The sequence below is a fragment of the Marinobacter arenosus genome (assembly GCF_019264345.1).
In the GTDB taxonomy this organism is placed as follows: domain Bacteria; phylum Pseudomonadota; class Gammaproteobacteria; order Pseudomonadales; family Oleiphilaceae; genus Marinobacter; species Marinobacter arenosus.
Genome location: NZ_JAHVAO010000001.1, coordinates 1402172 through 1429050, shown reverse-complemented (window position 1 = coordinate 1429050; position 26879 = coordinate 1402172). Strand labels below are relative to the sequence as shown.

The 26879-nt window shown below is 59.1% G+C and carries 29 protein-coding genes; 19 read left to right on the top strand and 10 right to left on the bottom strand.

Annotated features, from left to right (window positions below):
• Window positions 1–7: 7 nt before the first annotated feature.
• Together KXD86_RS06590 and KXD86_RS06585 are read right to left on the bottom strand one after the other, a co-directional pair.
• Window positions 8–1717: a hypothetical protein gene (locus KXD86_RS06590; protein WP_218635253.1), complete on the bottom strand. Its 1710-nt coding sequence runs from the start codon at window positions 1715–1717 to the stop codon at window positions 8–10.
• A 117-nt stretch (window positions 1718–1834) separates the two neighbouring features.
• Entirely contained in the window at window positions 1835–2719 is an 885-nt protein-coding gene (locus tag KXD86_RS06585; RefSeq protein WP_218635252.1) for a LysR family transcriptional regulator, read from the bottom strand.
• An 89-nt stretch (window positions 2720–2808) separates the two neighbouring features.
• Between KXD86_RS06585 and KXD86_RS06580 the strand changes: the two genes are divergently transcribed.
• The 3 genes from KXD86_RS06580 (at window position 2809) to KXD86_RS06570 (ending at window position 4745) form a co-directional block, all read left to right on the top strand.
• A complete protein-coding gene (locus tag KXD86_RS06580; protein ID WP_218635251.1) occupies window positions 2809–3558 on the top strand; it encodes an NAD(P)H-dependent oxidoreductase in 750 nt (249 codons plus the stop codon).
• Window positions 3559–3670: 112 nt separating this feature from the next.
• The gene (locus KXD86_RS06575; RefSeq protein WP_312846259.1) at window positions 3671–3979 is read left to right on the top strand and encodes a hypothetical protein; all 309 of its coding nucleotides are present in this window, start codon (window positions 3671–3673) and stop codon (window positions 3977–3979) included.
• A gap of 118 nt (window positions 3980–4097) precedes the next feature.
• Window positions 4098–4745: a hypothetical protein gene (locus KXD86_RS06570; RefSeq protein WP_218635250.1), complete on the top strand. Its 648-nt coding sequence runs from the start codon at window positions 4098–4100 to the stop codon at window positions 4743–4745.
• Here the strand turns inward: KXD86_RS06570 and KXD86_RS06565 are convergent, their stop codons facing one another.
• Window positions 4746–5048: a 2OG-Fe(II) oxygenase gene (locus tag KXD86_RS06565; RefSeq protein WP_218635249.1), complete on the bottom strand. Its 303-nt coding sequence runs from the start codon at window positions 5046–5048 to the stop codon at window positions 4746–4748.
• Between the two features lie 91 nt (window positions 5049–5139).
• Between KXD86_RS06565 and KXD86_RS06560 the strand changes: the two genes are divergently transcribed.
• Entirely contained in the window at window positions 5140–5520 is a 381-nt protein-coding gene (locus tag KXD86_RS06560) for a SpoIIAA family protein (protein ID WP_218635248.1), read from the top strand.
• Between the two features lie 394 nt (window positions 5521–5914).
• Here KXD86_RS06560 and KXD86_RS06555 read toward each other — a convergent pair whose 3' ends face one another.
• The gene (locus KXD86_RS06555) at window positions 5915–7108 is read right to left on the bottom strand and encodes a hypothetical protein (protein WP_218635247.1); all 1194 of its coding nucleotides are present in this window, start codon (window positions 7106–7108) and stop codon (window positions 5915–5917) included.
• A 281-nt stretch (window positions 7109–7389) separates the two neighbouring features.
• Between KXD86_RS06555 and KXD86_RS06550 the strand changes: the two genes are divergently transcribed.
• From KXD86_RS06550 to KXD86_RS06525, 6 genes are all read left to right on the top strand, one after another.
• A complete protein-coding gene (locus KXD86_RS06550) occupies window positions 7390–8439 on the top strand; it encodes a DUF2860 family protein (protein ID WP_218635246.1) in 1050 nt (349 codons plus the stop codon).
• A 333-nt stretch (window positions 8440–8772) separates the two neighbouring features.
• On the top strand, window positions 8773–10224 hold the full coding sequence (locus KXD86_RS06545) for a DUF1214 domain-containing protein (RefSeq protein ID WP_218635245.1): 1452 nt from the start codon (window positions 8773–8775) through the stop codon (window positions 10222–10224).
• A gap of 28 nt (window positions 10225–10252) precedes the next feature.
• A complete protein-coding gene (locus tag KXD86_RS06540; protein WP_218635244.1) occupies window positions 10253–11002 on the top strand; it encodes a porin family protein in 750 nt (249 codons plus the stop codon).
• A gap of 15 nt (window positions 11003–11017) precedes the next feature.
• The gene (locus tag KXD86_RS06535) at window positions 11018–13003 is read left to right on the top strand and encodes a DUF3604 domain-containing protein (RefSeq protein ID WP_218635243.1); all 1986 of its coding nucleotides are present in this window, start codon (window positions 11018–11020) and stop codon (window positions 13001–13003) included.
• 43 nt (window positions 13004–13046) lie between these two features.
• Complete coding sequence (locus KXD86_RS06530; protein ID WP_218635242.1) at window positions 13047–14186, top strand: patatin-like phospholipase family protein; 1140 nt, start codon at window positions 13047–13049, stop codon at window positions 14184–14186.
• 26 nt (window positions 14187–14212) lie between these two features.
• The gene (locus tag KXD86_RS06525) at window positions 14213–14812 is read left to right on the top strand and encodes a hypothetical protein (protein WP_218635241.1); all 600 of its coding nucleotides are present in this window, start codon (window positions 14213–14215) and stop codon (window positions 14810–14812) included.
• Window positions 14813–14875: 63 nt separating this feature from the next.
• Here KXD86_RS06525 and KXD86_RS06520 read toward each other — a convergent pair whose 3' ends face one another.
• Window positions 14876–15106 carry a hypothetical protein gene (locus tag KXD86_RS06520; protein ID WP_218635240.1) on the bottom strand — a complete coding sequence of 77 codons (231 nt, stop codon included), beginning with the start codon at window positions 15104–15106 and terminating at the stop codon, window positions 14876–14878.
• A 156-nt stretch (window positions 15107–15262) separates the two neighbouring features.
• On the opposite strand from KXD86_RS06520, the gene KXD86_RS06515 reads away from it, so the two are divergent.
• Window positions 15263–16129 carry a LysR substrate-binding domain-containing protein gene (locus KXD86_RS06515; RefSeq protein WP_218636750.1) on the top strand — a complete coding sequence of 289 codons (867 nt, stop codon included), beginning with the start codon at window positions 15263–15265 and terminating at the stop codon, window positions 16127–16129.
• Window positions 16130–16139: 10 nt separating this feature from the next.
• Here KXD86_RS06515 and KXD86_RS06510 read toward each other — a convergent pair whose 3' ends face one another.
• Window positions 16140–16283 (bottom strand): DUF3096 domain-containing protein, encoded by a 144-nt coding sequence (locus KXD86_RS06510; protein WP_218635239.1) that lies wholly within the window; start codon window positions 16281–16283, stop codon window positions 16140–16142.
• Window positions 16284–16303: 20 nt separating this feature from the next.
• Window positions 16304–16507, bottom strand: a complete 204-nt coding sequence (locus KXD86_RS06505) for a DUF3185 family protein (RefSeq protein ID WP_218635238.1) — start codon at window positions 16505–16507, stop codon at window positions 16304–16306.
• 177 nt (window positions 16508–16684) lie between these two features.
• On the opposite strand from KXD86_RS06505, the gene KXD86_RS06500 reads away from it, so the two are divergent.
• The 4 genes from KXD86_RS06500 to KXD86_RS06485 all read left to right on the top strand — a co-directional run bounded on the left by KXD86_RS06500 (window position 16685) and on the right by KXD86_RS06485 (window position 18710).
• Complete coding sequence (locus KXD86_RS06500; protein ID WP_218635237.1) at window positions 16685–17059, top strand: hypothetical protein; 375 nt, start codon at window positions 16685–16687, stop codon at window positions 17057–17059.
• A gap of 333 nt (window positions 17060–17392) precedes the next feature.
• Window positions 17393–17716: a hypothetical protein gene (locus KXD86_RS06495; protein ID WP_218635236.1), complete on the top strand. Its 324-nt coding sequence runs from the start codon at window positions 17393–17395 to the stop codon at window positions 17714–17716.
• A 176-nt stretch (window positions 17717–17892) separates the two neighbouring features.
• Window positions 17893–18216, top strand: coding sequence for an ElaB/YgaM/YqjD family protein (locus KXD86_RS06490; protein WP_218635235.1), 324 nt, complete (start codon window positions 17893–17895; stop codon window positions 18214–18216).
• Between the two features lie 2 nt (window positions 18217–18218).
• On the top strand, window positions 18219–18710 hold the full coding sequence (locus KXD86_RS06485; RefSeq protein ID WP_218635234.1) for a hypothetical protein: 492 nt from the start codon (window positions 18219–18221) through the stop codon (window positions 18708–18710).
• Between the two features lie 31 nt (window positions 18711–18741).
• Here the strand turns inward: KXD86_RS06485 and KXD86_RS06480 are convergent, their stop codons facing one another.
• Window positions 18742–19974 (bottom strand): AI-2E family transporter, encoded by a 1233-nt coding sequence (locus KXD86_RS06480; protein WP_228739336.1) that lies wholly within the window; start codon window positions 19972–19974, stop codon window positions 18742–18744.
• A 319-nt stretch (window positions 19975–20293) separates the two neighbouring features.
• On the opposite strand from KXD86_RS06480, the gene KXD86_RS06475 reads away from it, so the two are divergent.
• Complete coding sequence (locus KXD86_RS06475) at window positions 20294–21598, top strand: hypothetical protein (RefSeq protein WP_228739335.1); 1305 nt, start codon at window positions 20294–20296, stop codon at window positions 21596–21598.
• A gap of 47 nt (window positions 21599–21645) precedes the next feature.
• Here the strand turns inward: KXD86_RS06475 and KXD86_RS06470 are convergent, their stop codons facing one another.
• Together KXD86_RS06470 and KXD86_RS06465 are read right to left on the bottom strand one after the other, a co-directional pair.
• A complete protein-coding gene (locus KXD86_RS06470; protein ID WP_218635233.1) occupies window positions 21646–22371 on the bottom strand; it encodes a spondin domain-containing protein in 726 nt (241 codons plus the stop codon).
• Window positions 22372–22385: 14 nt separating this feature from the next.
• A complete protein-coding gene (locus KXD86_RS06465; RefSeq protein WP_218635232.1) occupies window positions 22386–23084 on the bottom strand; it encodes a spondin domain-containing protein in 699 nt (232 codons plus the stop codon).
• Window positions 23085–23264: 180 nt separating this feature from the next.
• Here KXD86_RS06465 and KXD86_RS06460 point away from each other — a divergent pair, with 180 nt between their 5' ends.
• The 3 genes from KXD86_RS06460 (at window position 23265) to KXD86_RS06450 (ending at window position 26768) form a co-directional block, all read left to right on the top strand.
• Window positions 23265–23720: a host attachment protein gene (locus KXD86_RS06460; RefSeq protein ID WP_218635231.1), complete on the top strand. Its 456-nt coding sequence runs from the start codon at window positions 23265–23267 to the stop codon at window positions 23718–23720.
• Between the two features lie 84 nt (window positions 23721–23804).
• Window positions 23805–24188, top strand: coding sequence for a DUF2750 domain-containing protein (locus KXD86_RS06455; protein ID WP_218635230.1), 384 nt, complete (start codon window positions 23805–23807; stop codon window positions 24186–24188).
• Between the two features lie 30 nt (window positions 24189–24218).
• Window positions 24219–26768, top strand: a complete 2550-nt coding sequence (locus KXD86_RS06450) for a DUF2339 domain-containing protein (RefSeq protein ID WP_218635229.1) — start codon at window positions 24219–24221, stop codon at window positions 26766–26768.
• Window positions 26769–26879 lie beyond the last annotated feature (111 nt).

The following is a 26879-nucleotide window of genomic DNA, read 5'->3' as shown; positions in this document are numbered from 1 at the left end:
GACGCTCTTACAGGGCCGGACCGTCAAAGTACAGATCAGTAATGAACATCAGTTCCAGCGAGCCGACACCATCCAGGTAGACCAGAACTTCACCACTCTGGTCTTTATCCAGCTGGACGAAACGCCAATGGCCATAATCGCCATCGGAGCCGTCTGTCTCGGTGAACACCAGCGTGCCTGAGGTGCTGATGTCCCATTCGCCTGCAATGTTGTCTTCGCCGCTGCCGTCGAATGACATGGTACCGAGACGGGATCCGTTGTCGGTCCTCATGTCCACCGTGATATCGAGGCTGGGTGAGAAGGTCAGGTCGAACGTGCCTGCCTCACCCCCTTCCAAGAGGTCGGCGAACGTAAAGTAAACGGTGTCCGGAGTCGGTGTGCCCGGATAAAGCTCACTTTCCACGTAAAGGGGCGTGGTGTCGCCTTCGAAGTCACGGAGTTCGATGGCGTGGCGCCCCAGGCGTTGCAGGGTGAACGTGTCTGCTGCAGACGCGTTATCGGTCAGGGTCAGCTCGCCCGTCGGGTGCAGAATCGCCGGGCCATTAACCGGACCGTTGCCATTGTTCCGGGCCGGGTCGTCAAACAGGCCGCCGGGGCCATCCAGATCCACCGTGACGTTGGACACGGCAAAGTTCCCGTTACCGTATGTGTAGGAGCCCCACTCGGAGGACACGGCGACCGGTACGGCGTCGTAACCCTCCTCATTCGCGTTGTGGGCGATGACATAGGTGCTGTCATCGAGAATGGTCAGCACGTTGTGAACGCCTTCGCCTTCACCGAGGTACCAGCTACCGACCAGGCTGTTCCGGTCATTGCGTATGGCGTCGAAGGTGACCTCTTCGCTGGCGTCAGAGGAGTTGAGAACCAGAGAGCCGTCTTTCAGTTGCATGGTCCAGGTGGCCGTTGCGTTGTTGCCTGCAAGGCCACCACTGCCGTCGGAGTCACCCACGCGAGTCAGCGAGAGTTCGCCCGAGGCGCTGTCCCACAGGTAGGTTCCGTGTTCTCCGCTGCCGGCAGTTTGCTGGTCATCGTCGGCCTTGGAGTGGACGATCAGGTATTCGCTGTTGTTCAGGAAGGTCAGAACGTTCATGTTTCCGCCGTCCTCAACATACACCCAACTGCCGGTCAGGTCTGCAGATTGCGACGCTTTGAAATGGTTGATGGCGTCTGCTTTTGCAACCAGTGTCTTGCCGGTGGCCGTGATGGCGGTGCTCGCCTGGGTTTCGAAATCGGATTCGCTGACGGTGGGATCAATGTCGACATCCTGCAGCGCCGTGTGGATCGCGTTGGTGATGGTGATGCCGTTGGCCGGATTGCCATCATCGTCCAATGTCTGCAGCAGGCGGAGAATATTGACCACGGTCTGGTCGGTGCTCCAGTCCGTCGCGCCGCTGCCCATATCGGCCGGAGTGACGCGGCCCGTTGCCTCGACCGGTGGCAGCTCGATGCCCCCGATGCTGAAAGTCACCGTATCGCCCGGAGCGTAGTCATATTCGCCGAGTTCGTTGGTCTGCCCTTCCTGGCCGCTGGGTGAGGTTGCGTAATTGATACCCACGACGGCACTGTCGACAAAAACGCCGGTTTCCGTGTTGGTCTGGGTGGTGGTGTCAGTGTCGCCACCGTTGTTGGACGAGCCACCGCCGCTACCACCACAGCCGGTGATCACGGCTACAGAAGAAACGGCTACTGCCAGCGCTAACTTCTTGAAACAATCCATAACAACTCCTTTTAGAGGGAACTACCACTGGTTGGGTCGTTGGAAAGCTAGCACGGGGTTTCATGCGCAAACTGCCCCCATTTGGGGGGTATTGAAGAGGCAAGTTGAGAAATTTGGTTAAATCGAGGCGCCGAGGACGCCCTCACCAATCTCCCGGGTGAACGCCCGAATCCGGCTGACCCGCCGCAAGTCCGGGTGGGTGAGTATCCAGAGTGGCGTCGCCAGTTCCGGGAGTGGATCGGTCAGCCGCCTGAGGTTGGGGGTGTTGTCGCCGAGGTAGCAGGGTAATACCGCCAATGCCGGACCATGTTCGATGGCCGTTTGCATCCCCAGCATGGAATCGAGTCGATATTGGCAGCGTTCGTCCAGTCCCTGCCTGCCCATCCAGGCTTCCAGTGCACTGTTACCCATGTGCTTGTCCGGGCCTACCCAGGCGTGCCGGGGGAGATCCGTCAGCGGAGTCGTTGCGCTCTTCCAGTGCTCGCGACAGCCATACACCGCCTGCTCGATGCTGCCGACCCGCCGTCCGACCAGGGTTTCGGGTGGATTCTGTGTCGGACGGATGGCGACGTCGGCCTCCCGCTTGCTCAGGCTGTGAACCTGGTTGGAAATGACCACTTCGAGGCTGATCTCCGGGTAGTTTGCGCGAAATTCGGCAAAGAGGGGCGCCAGCACGCCTGTGAACAGGGTGTCGGTGGTGGTCACCCGAATGGTGCCGGAGAGCTTCAGGTCCTTTCCCGCCAGCCGGCGTTCCGCTCCGACGATATCCGCCTCGACCCGCTGGGCAACCGCGGCGAGATCCTCGCCGGCAAGGCTAGGCGTGTAGCCGGTGCGGGACCGCTCGAACAGGGTTACGCCCAAACGCGCTTCCATGTCGGTAAGCCGGCGAAAGACCGTGGCATGACTGATACCCAGGCGCCGGCCCGCGCCTGACAGGCTACCGGATTCGGCGATGGCCCAGACAATCTGCAGATCGTCCCAGCGAATACGTTGTTCATCCATGCAAATAAGATTCTCAATTTTGGGCAATTCCTGTGTGTTAGAGAACAGCATAGGCTGTTATCAAACCGATGCAACAGGAGATAGGCGATATGAACGTGTTGATTGTGCTGGCCCATCCTGAACGAGCGTCATTCAATGGCGGCCTGGTTAATATCGCGGAGGAACGGCTGCGTTCTGCAGGGCACGACGTTGAGATCGACGATTTATACCAGGAGAACTTCGATCCGGTAGAGCGAGCCAGCCACTATGCCGAGCGGGCAGATGAACGCTACTTTGCACCCTTGACCGAGCAGCGTGCCCACTACGAGCGAGGTCCACTTCCCGCCGATGTCCAGCGTGAGATTGCCCGCCTGGAATGGGCCGACCTGGTTATCTTCCAGTTTCCGCTTTGGTGGCACGCACAACCGGCCATCCTGAAGGGCTGGTTTGACCGGGTGCTGGTCTACGGAGGGCTGTATTCCGGTAGCCGTCGCTACGATCGTGGCCATTTTCGTGGCAAGCAGGCGATCTGCTCGGTCACCACCGGCTCGCCCGAGCAGGCGTTCATGCCGTTTGGCCGGGCCGGCAATATGGTGGAATGGCTGTGGCCGATTCACTCATCGCTGTATTACGTTGGCTTCGAGGTACTGGCGCCCCAGGTCAGCTACGGGATACAGGGAGGCGGTATTCGTTATCAGGACGAGGACCTTTTCCTGGATCATCTGGAGAACGCCAAGCAGGCTTGGGCATCGCGACTCCCAGGGCTAGGCCAGGAGCCATCAATCCCGTTTAGCGGTTGGGATGACTGGGACGAGCAGGGGGTACTGAAGCCAGCGCATCCCATGCGTTGGCGGCCATAATGGCCAACGCATGGAACGGGAACATCCGGTGCACGTTGAATGGTGGCTTTTCTGGTAGTATCTCGCAGGATTCGAACACTGTTTCATACCCAACCTTTGGAGATAATTACCTGTGAAACGCCCCCTGTTGTTCGCCATTGCCGCCACCACAATGATGACCGGCTGCCAGACCTCCGGTTACATGTCGTCTGCGGCAACCGATGGAGACGGTGTCACCTGCAGTGAAATCTATCAGGCGTTCAACGCCTACGAGCGGGATCGGCAGTCTGCGGAGGCGCTGGCACAGTTAAGCCAACTGGTCAGTCCTGCGGCGGGCAGCTACGCCGAAATGGGCGTTAACTCGGCCTCCAAGTACTACGAACAGATCGAAGCGAGCGCGAACGTGGCGTTGGCAATCCGGGGTTGTCAGCCGGTCGGTTGAGGGGTGTCAGGTTTTTAGACACTGAGCGTTTCTGGCGTACGCTAAGTTACTGTTCTCAGGACTCCGGCATCAATAATGCTTGGGTGCAGGCTTAGCGTCTCACAGGGAACTTAGTGCCATGCGCTCATCAATTTCTGTTCTTCTACTGCTCATAAGCTCAGTATCCTGGGCTGCGCCGATTACCTACTACTTCGAAGGTCGGACCACGAGTATTTTCTCCAACGTTGGTGATCACGACCCCTTGACACCACTCGTAAGAGACGACGGAGTCGTGATCACCAACGGCGACGCTGCAATGACCGGACAGATCGTCTTCGACCCGCTGGCCACCCGGAGTGGGGCAGGTGGCACCGGGCAGGGAGAGGTGCTGTCCTGGTCATTCTCGACTTTGGGGCTCACCTACGAAGGCGCGGGCGGCGCCTTTCATTTTCTGACCTTTTTCGACGATGCCTTCCGCTACAGCGATGAGGTGCCATCTGGCGGATATGGTCCGGACGTGGTCAGTCTTGGCTTTGATTTCAATGGGTCTCCGTTCTCATCCGGACCGGATGACTTCCCGGTCAACCGATTTATCGGTGGAACCTTCTCGACCGCAATAGATCTGGCCGTGGTGAATGATGCTGTCACCATGTACGGCCTTGGTGGCGAAATCACGGCCATGCGTGCCTTGCCAGTTCCCGGGCCATCGTCACTTCTGACAATGGCCGCCGGGATGATTCTGATCTGGCTGCGGCGTCGCGGACGAATCAGGTTCCAGCGGCATTGACTAGGGAGTAGTCAACGCAAAGCTCAGCAACCAACGATTCCCGCGTTCGATCTTTGAAACCCGGTGCTGGTGGAGGTCGGGGCGAAACAGGATCACTCTTCCGAACAAGTTGAAAATGTTCTTCTCGCACAGGAACTCACCGCCGGCCTGGGGTTTGGCAAGCACGCAGTTGAGCTTGTACAGGCGCCCGTCGGCGATCATGTCCAGATGCGGGCCGACTTTGTGGCCTTGCGGGTAGCGCACCAGGTAGATATTCAGTCGCTTCGACCGGAGGAGAATTCGGGTTTTTACGTTCGCGGTCATGGTGTCGATACCTGAACCTTCCGGGGCTTTGAACGTCTGACAACAAGTCAGCAAGGGGTTCGGATGTCACTCACAAACGGAGGGACCGGAGATGACTTTAACACGACATGGCCTGTCCATTGGCATCGACCGGGTCGGCGATGATGTTTTCCTGGCTTTGAAGGCGCAGGGAAGGCTGACCCACGAGGATTTCAAAATCATCAGCCCGATGATTGATGGTGCCCTACAAGGCATCCAGAAACGGAAGGTGAAGGTGTTGTTCGATGTCAGGGACCTGGAGGGTTGGGAGCTCAGGGCAGCCTGGGATGACTTTAATCTGTCGCTGAAACATGGCCTGCAGATCGACAAGATCGCCGTCTTCGGCCACAAGGTCTGGCAGGACAATATCGCGAAGGTTGCGAACTGGTTTATGGCGGGAGACCTCAAGTTTTTCGAGCATGAGGACGAGGCACTCAGGTGGCTGAAAGGATGAGTGGTCCGCATGCGTCTTTCTTTGATACGCAATAGTCATTTGACGGAAATTTTCATAAGCATAACTAGGCAAAAGGAGCGGGGCTGTTCTAATTTAGGTGCCAACATGCCTTGGAAGCACCGATTTTTATGAAAAATCGCTGATGTGTTCCTTTAGCGTCCCCCTGGCAACCAGGGAAGGGGACAGTAGATAAAGGAGATATCTGATGTGCCTGAAAGCTAAGTATCCAGTTCGAAAGTCAGTTCCAGGTTTGGCTGTGGCTATGTTATCCGTGTGTGGCGGCGGCTGCTCCTCTGAAGAACCCATCTCGACTGCAAGCCAGGAGCTGTCGCCAGGTGTTACTGCGCTGGTTATCGGATTCTTAAGACGCTCCCAAGGTCCTCATGCATAGTACCTACCATGGGAGAGCTACCACCGGAGAGACACTGAAGCGGATCTGGTAGTCGGGACCAAAATCATCCGGCGATTCCACGTAGTGCCAGTACTGGGCGCCAAACTTCCATGGCCGGCCACCAAGTATCAGCGTACGCGAGACACCAACCGCCAGGGGGAACGTTAACCGGTTATCATGATTGCGTGCTTCATGGTTGTAGGAAAAAGTGGGCGATCCGTTAATCTGCCAGCCGCCACCCAGGTTGACGGCATAGAAATATTGCCCGCCCGTAATGTTGGTGTCGTAATCGTTCTCTCCCGCCACATCCCATTGCTGAGTAATCAGTGCGCCGACCACGCCCCATGGGCGGACCATACCCACTGCCACCTCGGGTCCAAGCAAATACTGGTCGAGTCCAATACGGTCATCGGTCGCCGTTGGAAGTGTGCCCGTCAGCCCACCTAGCAAGACAATGCCTCCGGGAAGCGATTTTCCCAGCGCCAGATCGAAGCCGATATCACCCAACTCCCCCGTTACCTTGTCGTATTCACCGAGTCTCGATGGAACATCCTGCTTGACGATAATGGGAATCGCCGGACGCATGAACAGGTTCGTCGTCTCACTCAGTGGATAGGGTAAAGACGGCTGGAACAGCAGTCGGGTCGCATCCTGGCTTCCTGCCCCGGGAAGGTCACCGTCGTAGGCAATGTAATCAAGATTGAAATTCATCGTGCCCATGGCGGTGTTGGGGTTGGACAACTCGGCTGCAATCTCACCCGCCGAGGGCCTGATCAATCCGGCTGGAGCTCCTCCCTGGCTGCCGGCCAGTCTTTCACCACTCACCTGAAAACGGGTCACCTCTCCGGTGCCGACATTGCGGACACGGTAAAGTCCGGGCTCTGTCCGGTCCTGCTCGAAGGTGAAACAGTTGGTTTGCTCCTCGGCCGATGTATAGCAGACTTGATCTTCGCCCTGGACCCTCCAGGTACGGGGGAATACTTCTCCCCAGGCCTCTATGCGAGCCGTTCCGTCCGGGGCGTAATAGCCGACGGCGGTTTGCCCGTCTTGAAGCTCGATTTCTGCAGTCGTGCCGCTGACCAGATCGGTCAGATTTTCCCGACCTGTGACACTGACCCACTCTTGAGCGTGGAGAGACGGTGTCGTGGCGCTTAAAAGACAGATGAACGCGATGCGTTTGCCGAGTAGATTGCACACAGGCCGATACCTTTTCTCGATTTGAGAGTCATCTTCTCAGAACAAGCTGATGGGAGAAGTGAATATCAGTAGAGCAGAACGATGCGTGGCTGCCGTTGACGCAGATCAAGGGATGGTAGCTGTCCACTGTCTATTATTGTAATGCCTCCTGAAAAGTGGAACCGTTGGTGGTGGCCAATAACAGGCTCGCCAACCTTCTGACGCCCAGAGGCGTCTTTACTCACGTGCAAGGGTGGTCTATACCTTGAGAATGCAAACGGATATGCAAGAGGTGCTCCTCCATGAGCCGGAATGTGGTTGCTCGCCCCAGGTTTTTCATCTCGCTCTCTGGCTGTCTTGCCGCCGTTTTATCGAGCCCCCTCGTCAGTGCCGTCACCATCATCCCTGAAAAGAGCGGAGTCTCAGGCTATGTGAACCTCGGGCTTGGTGTCATCGATATCGAGAGCAACATGGTGGCCGGTCTGGCGCGCGGCATTGTCGACGTGGGCGATGCCGTCACGGATGACATCGACAGCGCTCCCGACAACGACACAGCCGTTGTCCCCATGTTCAACTTCGAAGTGTCCTACACCTTCGCCGAATCCCGCACCCAGGTTTACATCGGTAACCTGCTGGAAGATTTCCTGACGTTCGACCTGTCCGGCCTGGCCGGCGTCCGGCAGGACGTGGGCGGAGCGGGCCTGTTCGGGCTTGCGCTGGTCAGCACGAGCCTGTCCGCCGATGTCTGGGAGGATCCTTACCAGACGGGCGTCAAGCGTGAAGATACGGAGCGTACCGGCCGGGGATACCGCCTCACCTGGGAGCGAATGTTCGATAGTGGAATGCAGGTGGAGTACTCCAGCAAGAGCATCGACATTGACACAGAACGCAGCGGGCAGGGCCTCGGCCTCGGTACAGCAGAACAGCGCCTTCTGGATCGGAACGGCGATCTCAAGCGCCTGGAAGTGGGGTATGAGTTCAGACTCGCGGGAGACCGGCAGATCCTGACCCCGAAAGCGGTCTACCGCGACGCCGACCTCGATGGCCGGGCTATGGCAAACGACGGCTACGGCGCCTCGCTCAATTACATCTTTGTGCAGGATCAGCGCTTGCGCTGGGTATTTAACGTCGCCTACCAGACACTCGACTACGACAAAGTTAACCCGGTTTATGGGCAGCGGGACGATGCCAACCAATATGGGATTTCCGCCACCACGTTCTATTCCGCCCCCTTTGGCTGGACACCCTGGGCCTTCAACGCCACTGCCGCCTATTTCAAGGAAAATCACGACATCGATTTTTACGATACGTCGGTTGCCGCGTTTACCGTCGGCCTCTTCCGTCGTTTTTAGGGGCATGAGGCGCAGGATGGAAAACCGGAACGGATCCTGTCTTGACCTGGATCAACGCTCCGAATCTGTCGCGCTGTTTTACTGAACGTCCTCTCTCTCGTCAGGCATTCCTGAGAAGGTGACACGATATTCAATACAGGAGGTATTGATCTATGTGTGGCTTATTTTCCGGGCAAGTGCGCTGTCTCCAGACAAAGCCGTTTGCAGCTTATGGTTTGCACACGGGGCACCGCGCAAAGCCATCTTCCTACGGCGCATCACACTGCCTCGCCCACGTTGAGGCCCGGGACTGGATAACCACCCCTAACCCTCTGTGACAATGGAATGTTCACCATGGTAAAGAAGCCCACCACCATCACCCAAACCTTACGGCTGCTGACTTTCGTCCTGTTTGTTTCAAGCTCGGGCTTTGCCCTGAATGCGGCATCCGCAACGTCGGAGGGGGCCGCGTCCGATCAGGCGGCGAACGGGAGCGCAACACTCACCGATGCTCAGGTCGAGGACATCGTGCGCCGATCCTACCCTTACGTGGCCATGTACAACGTCAATAACAAATTCGCACTCAAGGATGGGTGGAACCGCTGTGTCGCCGACACCGAGCTCAAGGACCACACCATGACCGACATCGCGCGGCCCAACAACGACACGCTCTATATTGCCTGCATGCTGGACCTGCGCTCGGAGCCGATGATTCTGGGGTTTCCGGCATTCGATTCAAATTATGTGTCGCTGATGGTCACGGGGTATGACCACTACGTCAACGTGCCCCTGTCGGTGACCAAGGGTGATTTCAACGAGCCCGGCAAAGCGCTTTTCTACACAGAACGGACTCAGGGATTCGATGGCGGCCAGGTCTCTGGAGTCGACCACCATTTCGAGATGACGGGTGATTTCGTCTCGGCGGTTTTCCGGGTCATGCCCCATGCCAACGATCCGGACCGGTTTGCGCGCATTGTCGAGCAGATGAAATCCGTCAAGGCGATGTCTCTCGCCGAATTCCAGGGCCAGCCCGCCAAAGCCCGCCACGCACTCGATTTTCCCGCGGTGGGGCGCACGGATAGCGACATCTACGCCAACAACTTTCCGCAGGTGATGCAGTTTGCGGTCAACCACACAACGTTTGAGCCCGATGACCCGGTCGATACCGAGCTGCTGGCAGCGCTCAAACCGATGGGTATTGAACCGGGGAAATCCTACGACGCGGACACGATTCGCGGCTATGACGGCGCCCGCTTCAAAACGGTGGCGGACACCATCCGGCAGCAGGAGTTCGCCAAAATGTCCGAGGGGCAAGAGATGGCCCGTTTGCTGCCAAAAATGTTCCGAACCAAGGGCAACATTGACTCCGAGACACTCCTGTTTCAATCCGTGATCGGCCCGATCGGCCTTCCCTCGAGCGAGGCTGTGTACCCTGCGGTGGTGACCGAAAGTGGCGAGACCATGAACGCCATGCATGACTACATCGTTCACATGGATAAAAACCAGATGCCACCTGCCAAGGCCTTCTGGTCTCTCACGCTCTACGATTCTGCCAACGGATTTTTCATCCCCAACGACCGCAAGAAATACAGCGTGGGAGAAAACGGGGGCATGAAACTCGACCCCGACGGCGGCATTACGATTTACGTCGCCGCGGAAAAACCCGAGGGCGTGCCGGAAGAGAACTGGTTGCCCATCACTCGTCGGGACCAGGATCTGGACATCATCATGCGCATTTACGCTCCCGATCTTGAGGCATTCAAGCAGTATCAGGTGCCAAAAGCGAAGCAGGTGACAACCCAATAAACTCCAATCCCAGGCGAGGTACCCTCTCATGAGAAAGCTCATGGCTATCGCGGCGCTGACCGCAACGCTTTCCAACTCTGCCCTGGCAAGTGAGGACTGGCAGTTCACCCTTAGTCCTTACGTGTGGTTTGGTGGAAGCAAAGGTGACTTGGCCGCCGCCCCACCGTTGCCGGCGGCACCCATTGACATCAGCGCTAAAGACGCGTTTGACGACAATGAAGCCAGTTACATGGTGCTCTTTACCGCGAGAAAAGGGCGCCACGGTTTGCTGATGGATTTCATTTACACCGACACTCGCTCGGACGAGGAACTGGTTCCCGAGATCGACCTGAAACTGCGATCAATATCCAAAAACACCATCGTCTCGGCGGCGTATCTCTACCGGCTACTCGATGATGGCGGCACCAATCTGGATGGCTTTGCCGGTGTTCGCTACTGGGATATTGATATCACGCTGCAGTTTAGCGGCGGGCTTGGCGTGCTGGCGGGGCGGAGGGTTAGTAACACCGAGGAATGGGTTGATCCCATGGTTGGTCTTAAGGGCCGTACCCCTCTGGGCGACTCCAACTTCTACGTTGCCGGTTGGGCCGCCCTTGGTGGTTTTGGCGTCAATTCCGACCTGTTCTACGACGCGTCTGTGAACGTCGGTTATCAATGGACGACAGCGATTGGCACCACTGTCGGCTACCGCATGTTCGACGTGGATTACGACAAAGACCAATTTATCTACGATGTCCGGCAACACGGCGTTGCCCTCGGCCTGACATGGGGCTTCTAGCGAAGGAGAGCTGTCATGAATCACACCAGAGCAATACTCACGTGCCTTACCTCCCTATCCCTGTTGTTCGCGGCTGGAGCTGTATCTGCCGAAGATTTTGCCAATTATGGGGAAGCGCCTTCTGACAAGGGCCATATTGGAAAAGCAGAATATTCGCCCTATCTGAGCAGCGGGTATCCCCAGATGGTTTACTGGGGGGATACCCATGTGCATACCGCGTACTCGACGGATGCGGGCATGGTCGGTAATAGGCTGGGCCCGGACGAAGCTTATCGCTTTGCGAAAGGAGAGATGGTCGTTGCCAGCAATGGAGTGCGCGCACGCCTTCAACGTCCTCTGGATTTTATCGTGATCGCAGACCATGCCGAGAACATGGGCCTTGCGCCGATGATCGAAGAGAAGGACCCCAGGCTTCTGCAAACGGATTTCGGGCGCAAGATTTCGTCCCTGGTCTACTCAGGAAACTACGGAGATGCCTATGCGTTGTGGGGCCAGGGGATGGCGACTCGAAAGGACCCGCTGGCCGGCAGCGAAGAACTCACCCGTTCGATCTGGAGCCGACTGAACAGTGCGGCAGACAACCACAACCAGCCCGGAGTGTTCACCGCACTGATCGGTTTCGAGTGGTCGTCCAGCCCCGGCGGTAACAACCTGCATCGTAACGTCGTATTCCGGGATGGTAAGCAACTGGCCGACCAGGTCATTCCCCTGTCGAATTACGATACAACGGATCCGGAGGATCTATGGTCATGGATGGCCATGTATGAGGAGAAAACCGGCGGACAAGTGTTGGCCATTGCACACAATGGCAACCTGTCCAACGGACTCATGTTTGACGACAAGACCCAGAGCGGCAAATCACTGAGCCGGGACTACGCCGAGCGCCGGATGCGTTGGGAACCGATCTACGAAGTCACGCAGATCAAGGGCGATGGGGAAACTCACCCGGCACTCTCCATGAATGACGAATTTGCTGACTATGGCACGTGGGACAAAGGCAGTTTCGGCCCGGAGCCAAAAACGCCCGAGATGCTCCCCCGGGAATACGCGCGCGAAGCGCTCAAACGTGGCCTCGCCTATGAAGAGAGGCTTGGTGCCAACCCCTTCAAGTTCGGCATGCTGGGTTCAACCGATACCCACACCTCGCTGGCCACCACGCAGGAAGACAACTTTTTCGGTAAAGCCACACCGGTCGAGCCAAGCGCCGACCCGAGTCGTTTCGACGAAAAAATCACCGGCTACCTGCAGGCGCCCGACGGCCCGGATATCACCATCAGACATTACAAAGCACTCGCAGCGGGCCTGACCGGCGTCTGGGCGAAAGCGAACACCCGTGAAGCCATTTGGGACGCCATGGAGCGCAAGGAGGTCTACGCGACAACGGGCACCCGCATGACAGTCCGCATGTTTGGCGGGTGGGAATTTACCGAGGTGGACGTACAGCGACCGGATTTTGCAGAGACCGGTTACCTCCAAGGGGTCCCCATGGGCGGCGATCTTTGCTCCGCGCCCGAAGATAAGGCGCCCAACCTCGTCATTCGTGCGTTGCGAGACCCGGACGGCGCCAATCTTGACCGGATTCAGGTCGTCAAAGGCTGGTTGGACAGCAAAGGTGAGGTTCATGAGCGAATTTACGATGCGGCCTGTTCCGATGACCGCGCGATCAATGGCGAAGGGCGCTGCGAGCAAGCCGTGGGGAACACCGTCGACATCCCGAGTGCCACCTACACCAACGGTATTGGCTCCGCGCTTTTGATGGCCCATTGGCAGGATCCTGATTTTGATCCAGAGCAGCGCGCCTTCTACTACGTGAGGGTATTGGAAATTCCCACGCCTCGTTGGACGACCTACGATGCGGCATTTTTCGGCGTCGACCTGCCCGACGATGTTCCGCCCACCCAGCAGGAGCGCGCGTACTCGTCACCGATCTGGTACAGCCCCAAGTGCGACTCGGACAAAACCGGCATAGCGAGCGCCGGTATGTCCAGTAACGGAGGATAACGCCATAGTCACTTTGCATGGATTAGCCGGTCTCTTCCTCGCGATGGCACTCGTCGCGGGCTGTTCGGCCATTCCCGAGCGCAACGGCGTGCCCGCGGGTCGCGAGAATGACGCGAAGATCGCGGGCATACCCAATGCCCGCATTACCGGCATGATGACCGAATCCCAAATCAACGACGTGTTGGCCCAAGTGCTGGCACAACAACGTGCGGCAGGTGTTGCCGACGATGCCGATGTGAATATCCTGGCATTGTCCGGTGGCGGCGCCAATGGCGCTTTTGGCGCGGGATTGCTCAACGGTTGGTCTGCAGAAGGGTCGCGACCGGAATTTACCATTGTCACCGCCATAAGCACCGGTGCACTCATGGCGCCGTTCGCCTTTCTTGGAAGCGAGTACGATCCGTACCTCAGGAAGCTCTACACCACCACCGACACGAGCAGCATCATTGTGAAGCGTTCCAAACTCATAGCGATGCGCAGTGACGCCCTGAATGATTCAACACCGTTAAAGGAACTGGTCGCCTCCTACATTGATCAGACCTTGCTCGATCGTATCGCCGCCGAACACGGTCGCGGGCGACGGCTGCTGGTCGGCACCACCAACCTGGATGCCGGTCGCGGCGTTATCTGGGACATGGGGGAAATCGCGGCCAGTAGAAGGCCGAGCGCGCTGCAACTGTTTCGCGACATTCTCGTGGCGTCAGCATCGATTCCCGTGGCCTTTCCGCCCGTCTACATCGATGTCATGATCGACGGCAGCCGCTACAGCGAAATGCACGTGGATGGCGGCATCGCTGCCCAGGCCTTCATTATCCCCGCCTGGATGAATGTGGGTCGACGTTCCGAGAAAGAGGGGCTCGATCGACGCCGTAAACTGTTTGTTATACGCAACGGTACTCTCCAGGCACACAGTACCGTCGTTCAACCCAAGATCAACGCTATTGCGGGGCGCTCCATAGGCGTGTTGATCAAACAACAGGGCATTGGCGATCTGATTCGTATTTATTCCACCGCACAACTCGACGACTTGGAGTTCAACCTCGCTTATATCCCAGCCGATATCAAGAACGACTCGGCCGAGGCCTTCGATCCCGTGTATATGAGAAGGCTGTTTGACCTGGGATATAGCCAGGCCGTGACGGGGTATCCCTGGCAACACGATATTTTCGACGTGGAACTCTAGTCTCGTCCAGGTGAAAGGAGACGACCATGAAAAGATTCGTTATCAATCCGTTTCTCAGCCTTCCGCTCCTCGTGTTTGCCGGTTTGTCAGCCACATCGGCCGTGGCGCAGCGAGCCGGTCAGAACGTCACTGTGCAATATGGGATCGTCCAGGCTGGACGTGAAGTTGAACTCCAGAGCAACGCCGTCCCCGCTGGCGCCATCGTAGGCGGCTCACTGGGTCTGCTGTCAGCCAAGGGGCAATCCTCGAGCAAGAAGGCCCGAAACGTTATCATCGGGGGCGTTGCGGGAAGCGCCATTGCAGGCAGCTCCAAAGGCAGCAATCGCGGGATGCTATATGAAGTGGATCTCGGCGCGAGCGGGATGGTTCAGGTGGTCACTGACCAGCGAGAGATTCGCACGGGCGACTGCGTTGCGGTCGAGAAAGCCGGCGATACCGCTAACCTGCGCCGCGTCACATCGGCCTACTGCAATCCGGAGAACGCGGCCGCAGTGACCTCGGTGGCCGCCGAAACCCGGGAAGAAGCCGAGGAATGCCTGGCGGCCAAGCAGCTACTGATGGAGGCGGAATCGATGGACGCGCTGGAACTGGCGAAAATCAAGATCGAGCTTCTCTGCGACGATTGACCGTTGGCGGCGGGATCGCGACGTGCGTTTACCCCATCGACCGCAGTCGGTCCCCGCCCGTCGTTATTTCGAGCGATGTAACTCCAGGTACTTCAATGCATCGTTGCGCAGTGGCAGGTTCATGGCACTCAGGATTTCCCGGCGCTCGTAACCCAGATCCTTCAGGATTTCGTCCCTTTCTGCGAGCAGAGTCTTCGCAATCCGCCGAAACTGCTGACGACGTGAGTAATACGCCATCCAGTGGGAGAGAGGCCCAAGCGCGGCGGTGTGATGGTGGCTCTTCAATTCGGGCATCGTCGTCACCTTTCTATCGGTCGTGTGAATTTAACGGCATGACACAGCATGGCCGTTCATTTGCCTTCAGACAAACGAAAAGATTTTAATCCTGCCTTCAGATATGCTTAAGTCAGTATTCATGCGAATCTGCTGGAGGAGGCAAGCCCCGTGAACATGCCGTTACTGGATAACGAGGTGCTCAGAACCTTTGTTGCGATCTCGGAATGCGGAACCTTTACCGGGGCTGCCAAGATGGTTCACCGGACGCCTTCCGCGTTGAGCATGCAGATCAAGCAACTGGAACAGAGCCTCGGGAAAACCCTGTTTATTCGGGAGCCCCGTCAGGTCACACTGACGACGGAAGGGGAAATTCTGCTGGATTACAGCCGGCGCCTCCTGCGGCTGAACGAAGAGGCCGTCCAGCATTTCATCGCCCCGACACTGGAAGGCAAGGTGGGGATTGGCACGTCGGACGACGTTGGTACCCGAATACTGCCGGAGGTCCTCGCCCAGTTCGCCCGTTCCTACCCGGCGATACTCGTGGACGTGGTGGTGGGGTCCAGCAAACAGAACCTGGCCCGCGTGGATGCCGGAGCGCTTGACCTGGCGCTGGTGACGGTGGCGGACGCCGCACGGGAAAGTCGTGGCGAGGTGGTCCATGAAGAACCGTTGGTCTGGGCTGGCCGGGAAGGTGGCTCGGCGTTCCAGCGCACGCCCCTGCCCATCGCCATGGCCCACGAGGGCTGTGCCTGGCGCGGCATGACCCTGAGGGCGCTTGATCGGGCCGGCATACCCTATCGGATTGCCTACACCTGTGAGCACTGTTCCGGACAGGAAGCCGCGATGGTCGCAGACCTTGCCGTCGCGCCGTTTCCCCAGAGCCTCGTTCGACCGCCGCTGAAACAGTTTCCCAACGAGGACCTGCCGGCTATCGGCTCCTACCAACTGGCGCTCGTGCGCGGACGATCCACGCCGATCAACGACGCCCTGGCGACCCACGTGAAGGAAGCCTTCCAGAGCGTGTTACGAGCGAGCGCGTGACGGCGCCCCGTTACATGGGATGGCCGAGCAATCCGAGGACGCCCAGGACAATCAGGTAGCCCGCGACGATGTAATTGAGCAGTTTCGGGAACACCAGGATGCCGATACCGGCACCGAGGCTGATCAGGGGAGCGAGTTCGAGGTGAAGGGTCATCAGGGTGTCTCCTGTGTCATCTACTTCTTGAAAAAGGTGAGGAAGGCACCGGCCGCCGCAGCCGCAGCACCGCCGATCAGGTACAGCATGGTTTCATCGGTAAAACGGCCGGTGACGGTTTCCGTCAGCTGATTACCCACAGACTGGGTGGACTGGTAGCCGAAATAGAGCAGGGCAATGCCCACCACGAGCAGGACAATACCGACGAGTTTTGAGCTTCCCATTCAACGTTTCCTTATAGCGTTCAGTTGGTCATCTGTTTGAAAGTACGGCGAAGCTTGACACCTGACCGTATGGCCGGCAAGCGCCTTGCCGGTGATTTGTGAAAACAGGCCGGGTTGGCGTTGCACTGCCCAGCCTTTATTATCCCGGGTTCACTTCACCAACTCGGATGCCCAGCCATGAAGTTTCCCACCGTTACCGTCGTTCTGGTTTCAGCGGCCCTGGTGTTTGTCGTCTGGGACCAGACCCGGGAGCAGCCGGAGCCGGTCGAGGCCAGCCGCTTCACCAATCTGGCGGCCAATCCGGTCGAGCGTGGCACCGTGGTTGACTGGGTGGTCGGCGAGGTTCCCGGGCTTTGTGCGGAGGCGACCGGGACGGCGTCCGGCAGTGATGCCCATGCTGAGTGTGTTGATGGCAGTGAGGCCCGTGAACCCGCCTGTCGCCGGGCGGCAGCGGACAGGTTTCCAGGTCTCGTTGCATCCAAGGCCGTGTTTCGGGATCTCTCGATCACGCTTATGAACTGCCTTGTGCCGCAATCGCGGCCGGTCGACTGACGCAGGCGAGCAGCGCGTAGCTCCTCGCCTGCGCGTCTCGCTCAGTGGGTCATCACCGGCATGGCCAGCGATTTGCGCAGCTCAAGCTGGTCGGGTCATCAATGCTTCGGCCGCCACCTGAGAAGGCACAGCCGTTCAAAGGGTATCCCTCCGGGAGTGTTATGTTCTTATTGCGTGGGCAGATTATAGGCAACTCCATTTCTTGCAGAGGCTGCTCGCGAAAAACGTTACAAACAACATCAAGCGGTTACGGCGTCGGATTTGGGAGCCCAGTCCGCTAGACTTTCCCGACTGATCAGCGAATGAAACTCACCACCACCCAGGCGGTAACGAATGTCCGAAGATCCCTTGAAAGCCCTGTCTGACATGGCAAGCGATGCGCACACCCGAATCCAGGCAGCGCACGAACACATCAATCCGGTCGTGGAGGTGCGTCGGGGGATGCGCGACGCCGGCATTCCCGCTGATGTCATGACCATTGACTGCCTGCGCACCCGACGCCGCATCAACCTGATCCTCCACGACGAGCAGCCGGGCAACCTCCTCTACCAGTTCGTGACCATCGAAGACGAAGTGGGGGAGAGTTTCCAGAGCATGGCGATGGCGGATGTCACGGTTCAGACCCTGGTGGACTGGATGCAGGAGTATTTCGGCTGACGGCCATGGCATCATCCAGAGGCTGATATCCTTTGCTCCCCGGCGTGGTGCGCAAGGTTGTGTGCTACGCTTGAAAGGAGTCCTTCGAGGGTCACCCGCGCGATGATGAGTGGGGGGTGGCTTGGTCTTCGGAGAAGGTTTATCGATGGTAAATCTACGGGAGAAGGAGACAGGAAATGGAAGCGAAACCCAGTCAGGACGAATACGACCAGGTCAAGCAGGATTTACAGAAGCTCCGGGAAGATCTGGCCACTTTGACGAAAACCGTAACCGAAAGTCAGAAGAGCAATATCAGCAGTCTTCGGGACGAGATTCGCCGCGAAAGCCGGGAAGCCCTGGATCAGGTCAGGAGTCGGGGCAATGATGCCCTGAACCGGGCGAAAGATGCCGGAGACAAAGCCATTCACGATGTGGAACACAAGATTGAAGAGCGGCCTTTCCTGAGCATCCTGATCATGTTCCTCGCCGGCATTCTGGTTGGCAAATTGCTCGACCGCTGACGATGATCGACTCTGCAACAATAAAGGGGGTAGTGCGCAAGACCGTCGCCGCGATCACGGGCTTTATGCTTGCCGTGGTCTTGCTCGCTGCCCTGCTTCTCACCGGTTTCTACCTGTTAGTCCAAGCCTCAATCACGGCGCTGGCACCCCTACTGGGTGAGGCGGGCAGCATGGCGGTAGTGGGCGCGGCCTGTGTCTTGATTCTGGTGCTCTTTTTCTGGCAGATGACACGTCCGGTTTCGGCATCAAAACGAGCGAAAGGTCCCAAGTCGAGCCCGGCGTCTTCGCTTACCGCTTTGCGGACGTTGATTCAGGAGAACCCGCTGGAATCGGCATTGGCCGCGTTTGCGCTTGGACTGGCCGAAGAGGGCGATCCACGGCTCAGGTCCCTGCTGTTGAAAGGCGGTATGGAGCTGATGAAACAGTCCGAACTCGAGCCGTCCGCTGGCGCTGCGAGGCCTCGCCAAACGCCAGGATCGGATCAGGTCGGCTAACCACTCGAGCGGCACCTTCGCTCAGGCAGGTCTATTTCCCCAGCAGTTCGCCAACGGCGCGCAGGTTAACCACGTGATCGCAGACCGACTTGGTGATCATCAGGATCGGCGTGGCGACGATCAAGCCGACCGGCCCCCAGAGCCATCCCCAGAACAGTAGCCCGATAAAGATCGCGACCGCATTCAGGCTGGAAATATAGCTGGTCAGCCAGGGCGTCAGCAGGTTGCCCTGTATGCTGGTGATGATCAGTGAGACCCCCGCCACGATAATGGCCATGTTCAGTTCCCCAAACTGAATAAACGCAGCAAGGCCGGTGCCGATCAACACCAGAAAGGGCCCCAGATAGGGGATGCCGCTGGCGACGCCGGCCACGACACCCCACAGGGCGGCCTGCTCCATGCCGAGCGCCAGGAATGCCAGCCAGGTAACAATACCCACGAACAGCGCGCTGATGACCGTAACGAACAGGAACCGGCGCACCTGCTGGTGCAGCTCGTTCATGATCCTGGCCGCTTTTCGCATGCGCCCGAAGGAAGGCCCGGAAATTCTGACCACTTTGCGCCGGTAGAGTGACCCCACGGCCAGCAGGAAATACACGAGCAACAGCACGGAAAAGCCCTGGGACACGAGAACCAGCGCGGCCGGTGACCCCTTTATCACGTACTCCTGGATATCCATGGGCTTGTCGACCACCCTGACCGGCGTTACCCCCGGCTGGGTGACCATGGTGTCTTTCTGGTCCCGGGCGGCTGTGGCCTCGATCTCCTTGGCGGCCGTCTGGGCTTTCTCCATGAGCCCCTCTTCGTCGTCGGTAGATTGGGCTTCCTTGCGCTGGAACTCGTTGATGGCCACCGGGATCTTGTCGAGCATGGCCGTGGCTTCCTGTTTCAGTGGCACACTGGCTGCTGCAATCACACCAAGCAACGCAAACAGAACGATGGCCGCGCCAAGCGGGCGGGGAATCCGGATCCGGTCGAGTGTGGAAACCAGAGGGTCGAGGGCGTAGCTGATCAGTACGGCCACCACCAGCGGCAGTAGAACGGCCTGGGCCCAGTCGATGAAAAAGAGCGTGGCTATGCCCGTCAATACGATCAGCGCCATGCTTCGAAGGTTGATGGCCTCGATGAGAGCGGTTGTGGTGGGAGCATCTGCCCCCTCCGTTTGAGTGTCGGGAGTCTGTTGGGTGTCTGCCATGGCTGTGGTCATCCCATCGGTCGGCGCGGTGCCAATCTTCAGTTTAGTACGCTCTGCCTGGTCGGACATTTGTCGGAATTGCCCGTGAATCCCCGCCGACCGGGTGTGTGAGCGGAGTTTGGCTGTTTCGATTTGTAAACCGGGTTTCCTCGCGGTGGCGGCCCTTGAATCGAGCGCTCACTGTTCCCGGCGTTTTTTTCCATTCAAGACAGTGAGTTGCTGACACTATTGTCGATATTTTTGACGTTACAATCCATGTCATCGTGTTTTCGACTGTAAGTGACGTTTTTCTGACAAAAATGCCCGTCAAAATAGGAGTCGTTTCTCAAAAGAACGCCGGTATCGGCGCTATGATTTGCCTCAGATGTCAATATTCTGGTGCAAAATCATGTCAAAACTCGGCAAAAAACTGTTGAAGCAAGGTGCGCTGCTGGTCCCCATGGCGGCTTTTCTCTCGGGCTGCGGTCTGGATGCTTCGGACAATGGCCGTGTCACCGAGGCACAAACCTCGGGCGCTGGCGAGCCGACCGCACAGGTTGCGGGTGCCGCCATCAAAGGGGTTATCCAGCAGGGCGTGGTAACCGCGAACCGCTTGCTGGAAGACAAGTCCGGCTACTACGCGCCGGATCGCCTGGCCGCCAAGCCGGTCCGCACAGCAGACGACGGCAGCTACGAGCTGCAACTGCGGGGCAAGGCCAGTGGTTGGGCGCTGGTTGAACTGCGCGCCGATGGCAGCACCCGGATGGTGTGTGACGTGGTCCCGGGTTGTGACCAGGTCGGCGGCAGCCAGGTGGCCTTCGGTCAGACCCTGTCGCTGGACGGCGAATTTGTTCTGCGTGGCGCCGGTGACCTTGCCACCGAAACCGTGCATCTGACGCCGCTCACCCACCTGGCCGTCACATTGGCGGAGCGCAGTGACCAGGGCCTGTCGCCGGCCGCGCTGGCCGAAGGCTATCAGACCGTCGAAAACTGGTTCGGATTGTCAGCGGGCGCACTCAGCCTGGTGCCACCCGATCTGACCCGCCTTGATGAGCTGGGTGAAGTGTCGGCGGATGCCCTTCAGGTGGCGATCACCAATGCCGCGTTCCTGGCGCTGGTCAACGACAACGCCCAGTGGCAGAGCATCTCCGATGTCCTGAACGACATGTCGGCACAAATCATGGCCAGCGGACAGCTCGATATCACCGGTGATGGGACGACGGTGGCGCTTGCGGACATTGTTGCTGCATCGGCTGCCCAGGCGTCTGAGCTTCAACTGACCACAGAATCAAGCATCATCAGCCAGAAACTGGTGATCGTGGAGTACCGCAATGTCCAGCGGTTCAAAACCATTGCCGACGTCTATGACGGTTCCGACTCCGGAGACACCAGTGTCGCCGATACCACCGAGCCGCCAACCACGGAACCTGAGCCGCAACCGACCATTCCTGCGGACGCCGCCCTGCTGAGCTGGACAGCCCCGTTGACCCGGGAAAACGGCGAGAGTCTGAGCATGGGCGAGATCGCGGGCTTCGAAGTGGTCTACGGCCAGTCGGCCGACGCACTGGACCACTCGATCGCCATTGGTGACGCGTCAGTCGACGAGCTGCTGGTGGACCAATTGAGCGAGGGTACCTGGTATTTTGCCATGCGAACCCTGGATATCGACGGTAATCGAAGCGTGTTGTCCGAGATGGTCAGCAAGCAGATCTAAGCACGGAACGAACGGCCACCCGCGTACCCCACGCGGGTGGCCGTTTGCTATTGAAGCCGCTCGATCCGGACACGGGCAATGGGGTTCTCCCAGCGCTGAATGCCTTCCAGCGTGGAGGTGTCGAGCCCGTCGTCCTGGGTGACCACGCCGGCGTGGATGTAGACTTCGTCGCGAACATCATCCCGGGCCGGGTTAAAGCCCTCGGCAAGACCGCTGGCGGCGGGGCCCGGCACCGTATCGGCGGATTCGCTGTTGGCCTCGGTGCCGGCATCGTAAGTGATCGCAGAATAGACTCGACTGTCGCCGGTCGACAGGTCACTGAGGTCGATGCTGCTGATGCCCGCCAGACCATCGTTGGTGTTCACCGGCATGGACATCCAGGTCAGCCGCAGGCCCTCGTCGGACGTTGCCGATGCGGATATCGATAGTTCGGTGGTCGCGCCCGGGGCGATTGGCCCGGTACCGGTTTCGGTGGCCAGCACACCGTTGTCCGTGTCGGCCTCGGAAAGAAACGCGTTGTTGTCGCCACTTTCCGCCAGTCGTTCCAGCGCCACCGAGGCGCCATCACCCAGAGTGAAGGCTTGCCATTCGGCCCGATGGATGACCACAGCGGCCGGCGAAAAAGGTTGGCCGGCAGACAGATTGGTGATGGTGACCTGGTACTGGAAACTGCGCGCACTCACCAACGAGTTGCCGTCGTCATCGCTTGAACCGCATCCCGCGACCAGCATCACCAGCGGCAGCAGCAAGACCGTGTGTGTACGAAATGCCATGACGCACCTCCGGGTTATCTGACGGTCACGGTGACGCGGGCCACCGGGTTCAGCCACCGGTGCAGGGTGCTGACCATATCGCTGGGGCCGCCGCTGGGGTTGTTATCGCCCAGGTTTCCGCGATGAATGTGCACGTACCCCTCGACGGTACTGGCCGCGCCGGTACCATTGTTCCCCAGCTCGGAATCCAGTTCGGGCGGCACCGGCATGCCCGGCTGACCTAACGAGTTCGTGCCGCGCAGCTCGTTATTGGCTTCGGTGCCGGCATCGTATGCGTTGAGATCGTAGGTATAGGTGCCCGGCTCGGTCGGGACCGTCAGGCTGTTGAGCGCCAGAAAGCCATCGTTGCTGGGCTGCAGCATGGCGACAATCGATAGCTCGGTGTTCGCCACGGCGTTGCCGGTGTTGATGGTGGCAACCGTGGTTGCCCCCGGAGCCAGCAGGCCGTTGGCTGGATCCTCTTCAACGGTGGCGCCGGCGGCGTTCAGCAGCGCAATCAATCCGGTAAGATTGCCGGTTTCGGCCATCGCCCGCAGGTTAGCGGATGCGGTCTCGCCGGTTTCAAACAGCGAAATGGACGGCGCGTGGGCCGCGACCAGCAGCTGCGTGAAGTAAAGGCCTCGGGTCGGGTTGTGAATTTCCACATCGAATTCGGCGGCGTGTGCCGGTAGAAATACTGCAGCGAACGCGACAGAGAGGATGAAACGTTTCATGGTTTGACTCCTTTCACCATAGTTCAGCTTCTGTTCAGTATCGCCTCCCGATGGCGGTCCGTCATCACGGAATTGTAACGCCCGAACCGGCCGCGTTCCGCGGCCCGCGACCTTTTTGACGCGGCCCGGGGGAGTGCTATCGTGAAAGATGGAGTAAGAAAATACTCGGAGGGCACAGCCATGGACCAAGACAGCGAAGACCCGCTGGCCAGAAAGCAGTTGTACGTGTTGGTGGCGGACAATGCACAGGCAACGTTGTTTCAGGCGACAACGCCTGTGAAAACGCTGGATGAAATCATGACCAAAGAGCATCCGGCAGGTCGCCTGAGAGATTCGGAACGATACTCGGACCGGCCGGGGAGCGATCACGGTGGCGTTGGCGGCCACCAGAGCTATGACCGGGAGAAGTCGGACGATCCGGAGGAAGAGCGTTTTGCTCGCGAGCTCAGCGAGCAACTGGAGAAGGCCCGGCATGAGGGGCGCTTCGACAAGCTGGTGCTGATCGCGCCACCCAATTTCCTCGGGGTATTGCGGCACCATCTGAGCAAGGATTGCCTCGCGGCCGTGGTGAAGTCCATCGACAAGGATCTGGCACGACAGGATCACAAGGCGATCATTCAGCACATTGATCTGTAACCGGAAGGGATGGTTTCGGGGCGATTCGTGCTAGTCTCCTGAGCGAGAGACGTAGGGCGTTAACCGGGGGAGTAGTCCAGACACATGAGCAGTGACCCGATAGATCAAGTACTCGAGCTGAGCGGCGAAGAGCGGTATGACTTTTTTCTGAGTGAAGTGCTCGAAGAGCGCGAGATCTGGATTCTGGTGAATGCCGATAACCGGTTTCTGAAAATTGTTTCGGAAGAGGACGGTGTGTCGCATTTGCCAGTATGGCCAAGCGCCGCTTTTGCGGCGAACTACGCGAGTGGCTCGGATGGGCTCTCGCCAAAAAGCATTTCCCTGCCGGATTTCTTCAAGAAGTGGGTACCCGGCCTGACGCGGGATGGCCTGGAGATCGGCGTGTTTCCGGGCCATGACGGCGCCCTCTGGATAACCGAGCCGGAAGAATTGAAACGCGACCTGCAAGACGAACTGTCGAGTTTTTGATGGCCTGGTTGTAACAGAGGGAGCGGGGCTTTGGAAGTTGTACTGATTCTGCTGGCGGTTGGCGTTGTGATTCTGGTTCCAGTTGGCTCCGTTCTTGGTGTCCTGGCATTTCGACAACGCCGTGAGCAGGCCACCCGCCTGGATTCGCTGGCGCGTGAACTTTTTGAGCTTCGACAGGAAGTGGCCCGTCTTCGACGCCAGTCCGGCGAGCCGGAGCAGGCGGCCACATTGAGCCTGGACGAGCCGGCAATACCCGAACCCCAGCCCGAGGCGGCGGCTTTCCAGCCTGATGCCCCCGACGCCCGTCCGGTCGAGCCAACAGAACGTCCGAGGTCTGCCCACCTCATTCAGGCGTTGAAAGACAACTGGATGGTCTGGCTGGGCGGCCTCAGTGTCGGCCTTGCCGGCGTTTTCATGGTGAGCCATTCCATCAATGCCGGCCTGATTGGTCCGTTGCAGCAACTGATGCTGGCCCTGATCAGCGGCCTTGCCCTGCACGCTGGCGCGGAAGTTCTTCGGCGCCGCCACATGGGGACGGACCAGGTGTTCGCGGCCCTGGCCGGTGGCGGCAGCATCACGCTGTACGCGGCCCTGCTGGCCGGTGTGCACCATTTCGGGTTTATCAGTACCACGGTGGGGTTGGTCGGGCTGGCGACCGTGTCCCTGGTGACCATGGCCCTGTCGCTGGTCCATGGCCCGTTACTCGCCATCATGGGGTTGAGCGGTGCCTATCTGGTGCCCCTGCTGATCGGTAGCGACGACGGCAGTGTCGCCTTTGTGCTGGCGTACAGTTTCCTGATTACGTTGAGCTCCCTGCTGCTGATGCGTTACGTGTTCCGCGACTGGCTGTGGTACGCCACCCTGGCCGGGGCGCTGATGTGGTGGTTTCTGGGGATCTCGGCGGAGCCTGTCGGGGCGTCAATACCCTGGTACCTGGCGGGATTGGTGGTGGCCTTTGGGGTCTTGCAGGGCAATCATCGGGTTGGGGAGGAGAAACGGTGGCAGGCCTTCTTGCCGTTACTGGCGGCCTGGGGCATGTCGATGGCCGCCCAGCCGGAAACCAATCCCGTGTACTGGAGCTGGTTGCTGATTCTTCCGGTCGCCGGGTTGATTCCCCAGAGCCGCGGTGGGTTCTGGTACCTACCCTGGGCGAGCGTGGTGGTCAGCGCGGCCGGCTGGCTCATGCTCCGGGGCAGCCTGGGCCCCGGGAACGGGTATCTGGCGCCCTGGCCGGCGTACCAGCAGGGCGGCTTCTTCGGGTACCTTGTGGCCGCGGCCATTCTCACCGTCGCTGTCGGGCTCTGGCAGTGGGTGCGCCACAGCGACCAGCGGCGCTGGGCCTCTCTGACCCTGTTATCGCCACTGGTGTGGCTGGTTCTGGGTTGGTTGCTGCTGCACGGCTACGAGACGTCGTCAGTCTGGGCCGTATCCACGTTGCTGGTCGGGGCCGTCTACGGCCTGCTGGCATGGCAAATGGAACGCCGCCAATCGTTCCGCAATGGGGTGGTCTGGGCCATCCTCGCCGCGCACGTCAGCTACACCCTCGCGGCGGTGATGATCGTCCGTGAGGCCTCGCTGACCCTGGCACTCTCGGTCCAGTTCGTCAGCCTCACCTGGCTGGCCCGGCGTTACCAGATGCAGGAACTGTATCTGCTCCTGAAAGGCGCCCTGGCGCTGGTGGTTGCGCGGCTGACCTTCAACCCCTGGCTGCAGGGCTATGCGGACGATGTGCACTGGTCGCTATGGACCTACGGTGGGGCAACGCTGCTGGCAGCGATTGCAACGCGACTGTCGGTGAAAGGGCACAGCATTCGCCCGTGGCTGGAAGGGGCAACCCTGCACCTGCTGGTGTTGTTCCTGGGCACCGAGCTGCGCTACTGGCTCTACGACGGTGATATCTTTGCCCACGAGTACAGCCTGACCGAAGCCGCAATCAACGCGCTGCTCTGGGGATCGCTCAGCGTCACCTACATGGTGCGTGCCGGGGCGAGCCAGACGCTGGCCTGGCTGTATCGTCTGTTCGCCCGCATTCTCCTTGTGCTGGCCGCATTGAGCTACCTCTCGATATTGACCCTGCTCAATCCCTGGTGGTCAGACAGCAACATTGGCGACACCCCGGTCTTCAACCTGCTCCTTCCGGCCTTCGGTGGCCCGGTTCTGGTGGCGCTCATGGTCAGCCGGTTCCCTCGGCTCGCGCCCCGGCTCGGGTCCCTGTGCGTGGCCGCCGCCGGTTTCCTGCTGTTTACCGCCATGGAGATACGGCAGTTGTGGCAGGGCAGTGAGATGGCCGCGTCGTTTGGCATGACCGAGGGCGAGCTGTACAGCTATTCGGTCATCGGCATGTTGTACGCCATCGCCGCCATCATTTATTCAACCCGCCGGGCCAACCTCGTCCTCTACAAGGCCGGGATGGCACTGCTCGGGATCGTCATTGCCAAGATTTTTCTCATCGACATGGCCGGCCTTCAGGGGCTCTGGCGGGTCGCCGCCTTCATGGGGCTGGGGCTTGCCCTGCTTGGCCTGGCGTGGATGTACCGAACCGTTCAGCGGGCGCCGGAATCGCCCGGAGCAAATCGCTAGTTCGGCCGCCAGGCGGTGTTTCCCATTGAATCCGATTGCCTGCCGGTTGTACGGTGATGGAGTCCGGTGAGAGATTTTCGCGCCGGCCCCCATACCGCGCCACTCATCAGG

Excerpts from the sequence above, each read along its gene's own strand:
- KXD86_RS06550 (WP_218635246.1), top strand. The coding sequence starts at position 7,390 with ATGAGCCGGAATGTGGTTGCTCGCCCCAGGTTTTTCATCTCGCTCTCT.
- KXD86_RS06465 (WP_218635232.1), bottom strand. The coding sequence starts at position 23,084 with ATGAAACGTTTCATCCTCTCTGTCGCGTTCGCTGCAGTATTTCTACCG.
- KXD86_RS06475 (WP_228739335.1), top strand. The coding sequence starts at position 20,294 with ATGTCAAAACTCGGCAAAAAACTGTTGAAGCAAGGTGCGCTGCTGGTC.
- KXD86_RS06565 (WP_218635249.1), bottom strand. The coding sequence starts at position 5,048 with ATGACCGCGAACGTAAAAACCCGAATTCTCCTCCGGTCGAAGCGACTG.
- KXD86_RS06490 (WP_218635235.1), top strand. The coding sequence starts at position 17,893 with ATGGAAGCGAAACCCAGTCAGGACGAATACGACCAGGTCAAGCAGGAT.
- KXD86_RS06505 (WP_218635238.1), bottom strand. The coding sequence starts at position 16,507 with ATGGGAAGCTCAAAACTCGTCGGTATTGTCCTGCTCGTGGTGGGCATT.
- KXD86_RS06585 (WP_218635252.1), bottom strand. The coding sequence starts at position 2,719 with ATGGATGAACAACGTATTCGCTGGGACGATCTGCAGATTGTCTGGGCC.
- KXD86_RS06520 (WP_218635240.1), bottom strand. The coding sequence starts at position 15,106 with ATGCCCGAATTGAAGAGCCACCATCACACCGCCGCGCTTGGGCCTCTC.
- KXD86_RS06580 (WP_218635251.1), top strand. The coding sequence starts at position 2,809 with ATGAACGTGTTGATTGTGCTGGCCCATCCTGAACGAGCGTCATTCAAT.
- KXD86_RS06515 (WP_218636750.1), top strand. The coding sequence starts at position 15,263 with ATGCCGTTACTGGATAACGAGGTGCTCAGAACCTTTGTTGCGATCTCG.
- KXD86_RS06570 (WP_218635250.1), top strand. The coding sequence starts at position 4,098 with ATGCGCTCATCAATTTCTGTTCTTCTACTGCTCATAAGCTCAGTATCC.
- KXD86_RS06510 (WP_218635239.1), bottom strand. The coding sequence starts at position 16,283 with ATGACCCTTCACCTCGAACTCGCTCCCCTGATCAGCCTCGGTGCCGGT.
- KXD86_RS06540 (WP_218635244.1), top strand. The coding sequence starts at position 10,253 with ATGAGAAAGCTCATGGCTATCGCGGCGCTGACCGCAACGCTTTCCAAC.
- KXD86_RS06560 (WP_218635248.1), top strand. The coding sequence starts at position 5,140 with ATGACTTTAACACGACATGGCCTGTCCATTGGCATCGACCGGGTCGGC.
- KXD86_RS06480 (WP_228739336.1), bottom strand. The coding sequence starts at position 19,974 with ATGTCCGACCAGGCAGAGCGTACTAAACTGAAGATTGGCACCGCGCCG.
- KXD86_RS06485 (WP_218635234.1), top strand. The coding sequence starts at position 18,219 with ATGATCGACTCTGCAACAATAAAGGGGGTAGTGCGCAAGACCGTCGCC.
- KXD86_RS06535 (WP_218635243.1), top strand. The coding sequence starts at position 11,018 with ATGAATCACACCAGAGCAATACTCACGTGCCTTACCTCCCTATCCCTG.
- KXD86_RS06545 (WP_218635245.1), top strand. The coding sequence starts at position 8,773 with ATGGTAAAGAAGCCCACCACCATCACCCAAACCTTACGGCTGCTGACT.
- KXD86_RS06470 (WP_218635233.1), bottom strand. The coding sequence starts at position 22,371 with ATGGCATTTCGTACACACACGGTCTTGCTGCTGCCGCTGGTGATGCTG.
- KXD86_RS06500 (WP_218635237.1), top strand. The coding sequence starts at position 16,685 with ATGAAGTTTCCCACCGTTACCGTCGTTCTGGTTTCAGCGGCCCTGGTG.
- KXD86_RS06590 (WP_218635253.1), bottom strand. The coding sequence starts at position 1,717 with ATGGATTGTTTCAAGAAGTTAGCGCTGGCAGTAGCCGTTTCTTCTGTA.
- KXD86_RS06525 (WP_218635241.1), top strand. The coding sequence starts at position 14,213 with ATGAAAAGATTCGTTATCAATCCGTTTCTCAGCCTTCCGCTCCTCGTG.
- KXD86_RS06495 (WP_218635236.1), top strand. The coding sequence starts at position 17,393 with ATGTCCGAAGATCCCTTGAAAGCCCTGTCTGACATGGCAAGCGATGCG.
- KXD86_RS06455 (WP_218635230.1), top strand. The coding sequence starts at position 23,805 with ATGAGCAGTGACCCGATAGATCAAGTACTCGAGCTGAGCGGCGAAGAG.
- KXD86_RS06530 (WP_218635242.1), top strand. The coding sequence starts at position 13,047 with ATGGCACTCGTCGCGGGCTGTTCGGCCATTCCCGAGCGCAACGGCGTG.
- KXD86_RS06460 (WP_218635231.1), top strand. The coding sequence starts at position 23,265 with ATGGACCAAGACAGCGAAGACCCGCTGGCCAGAAAGCAGTTGTACGTG.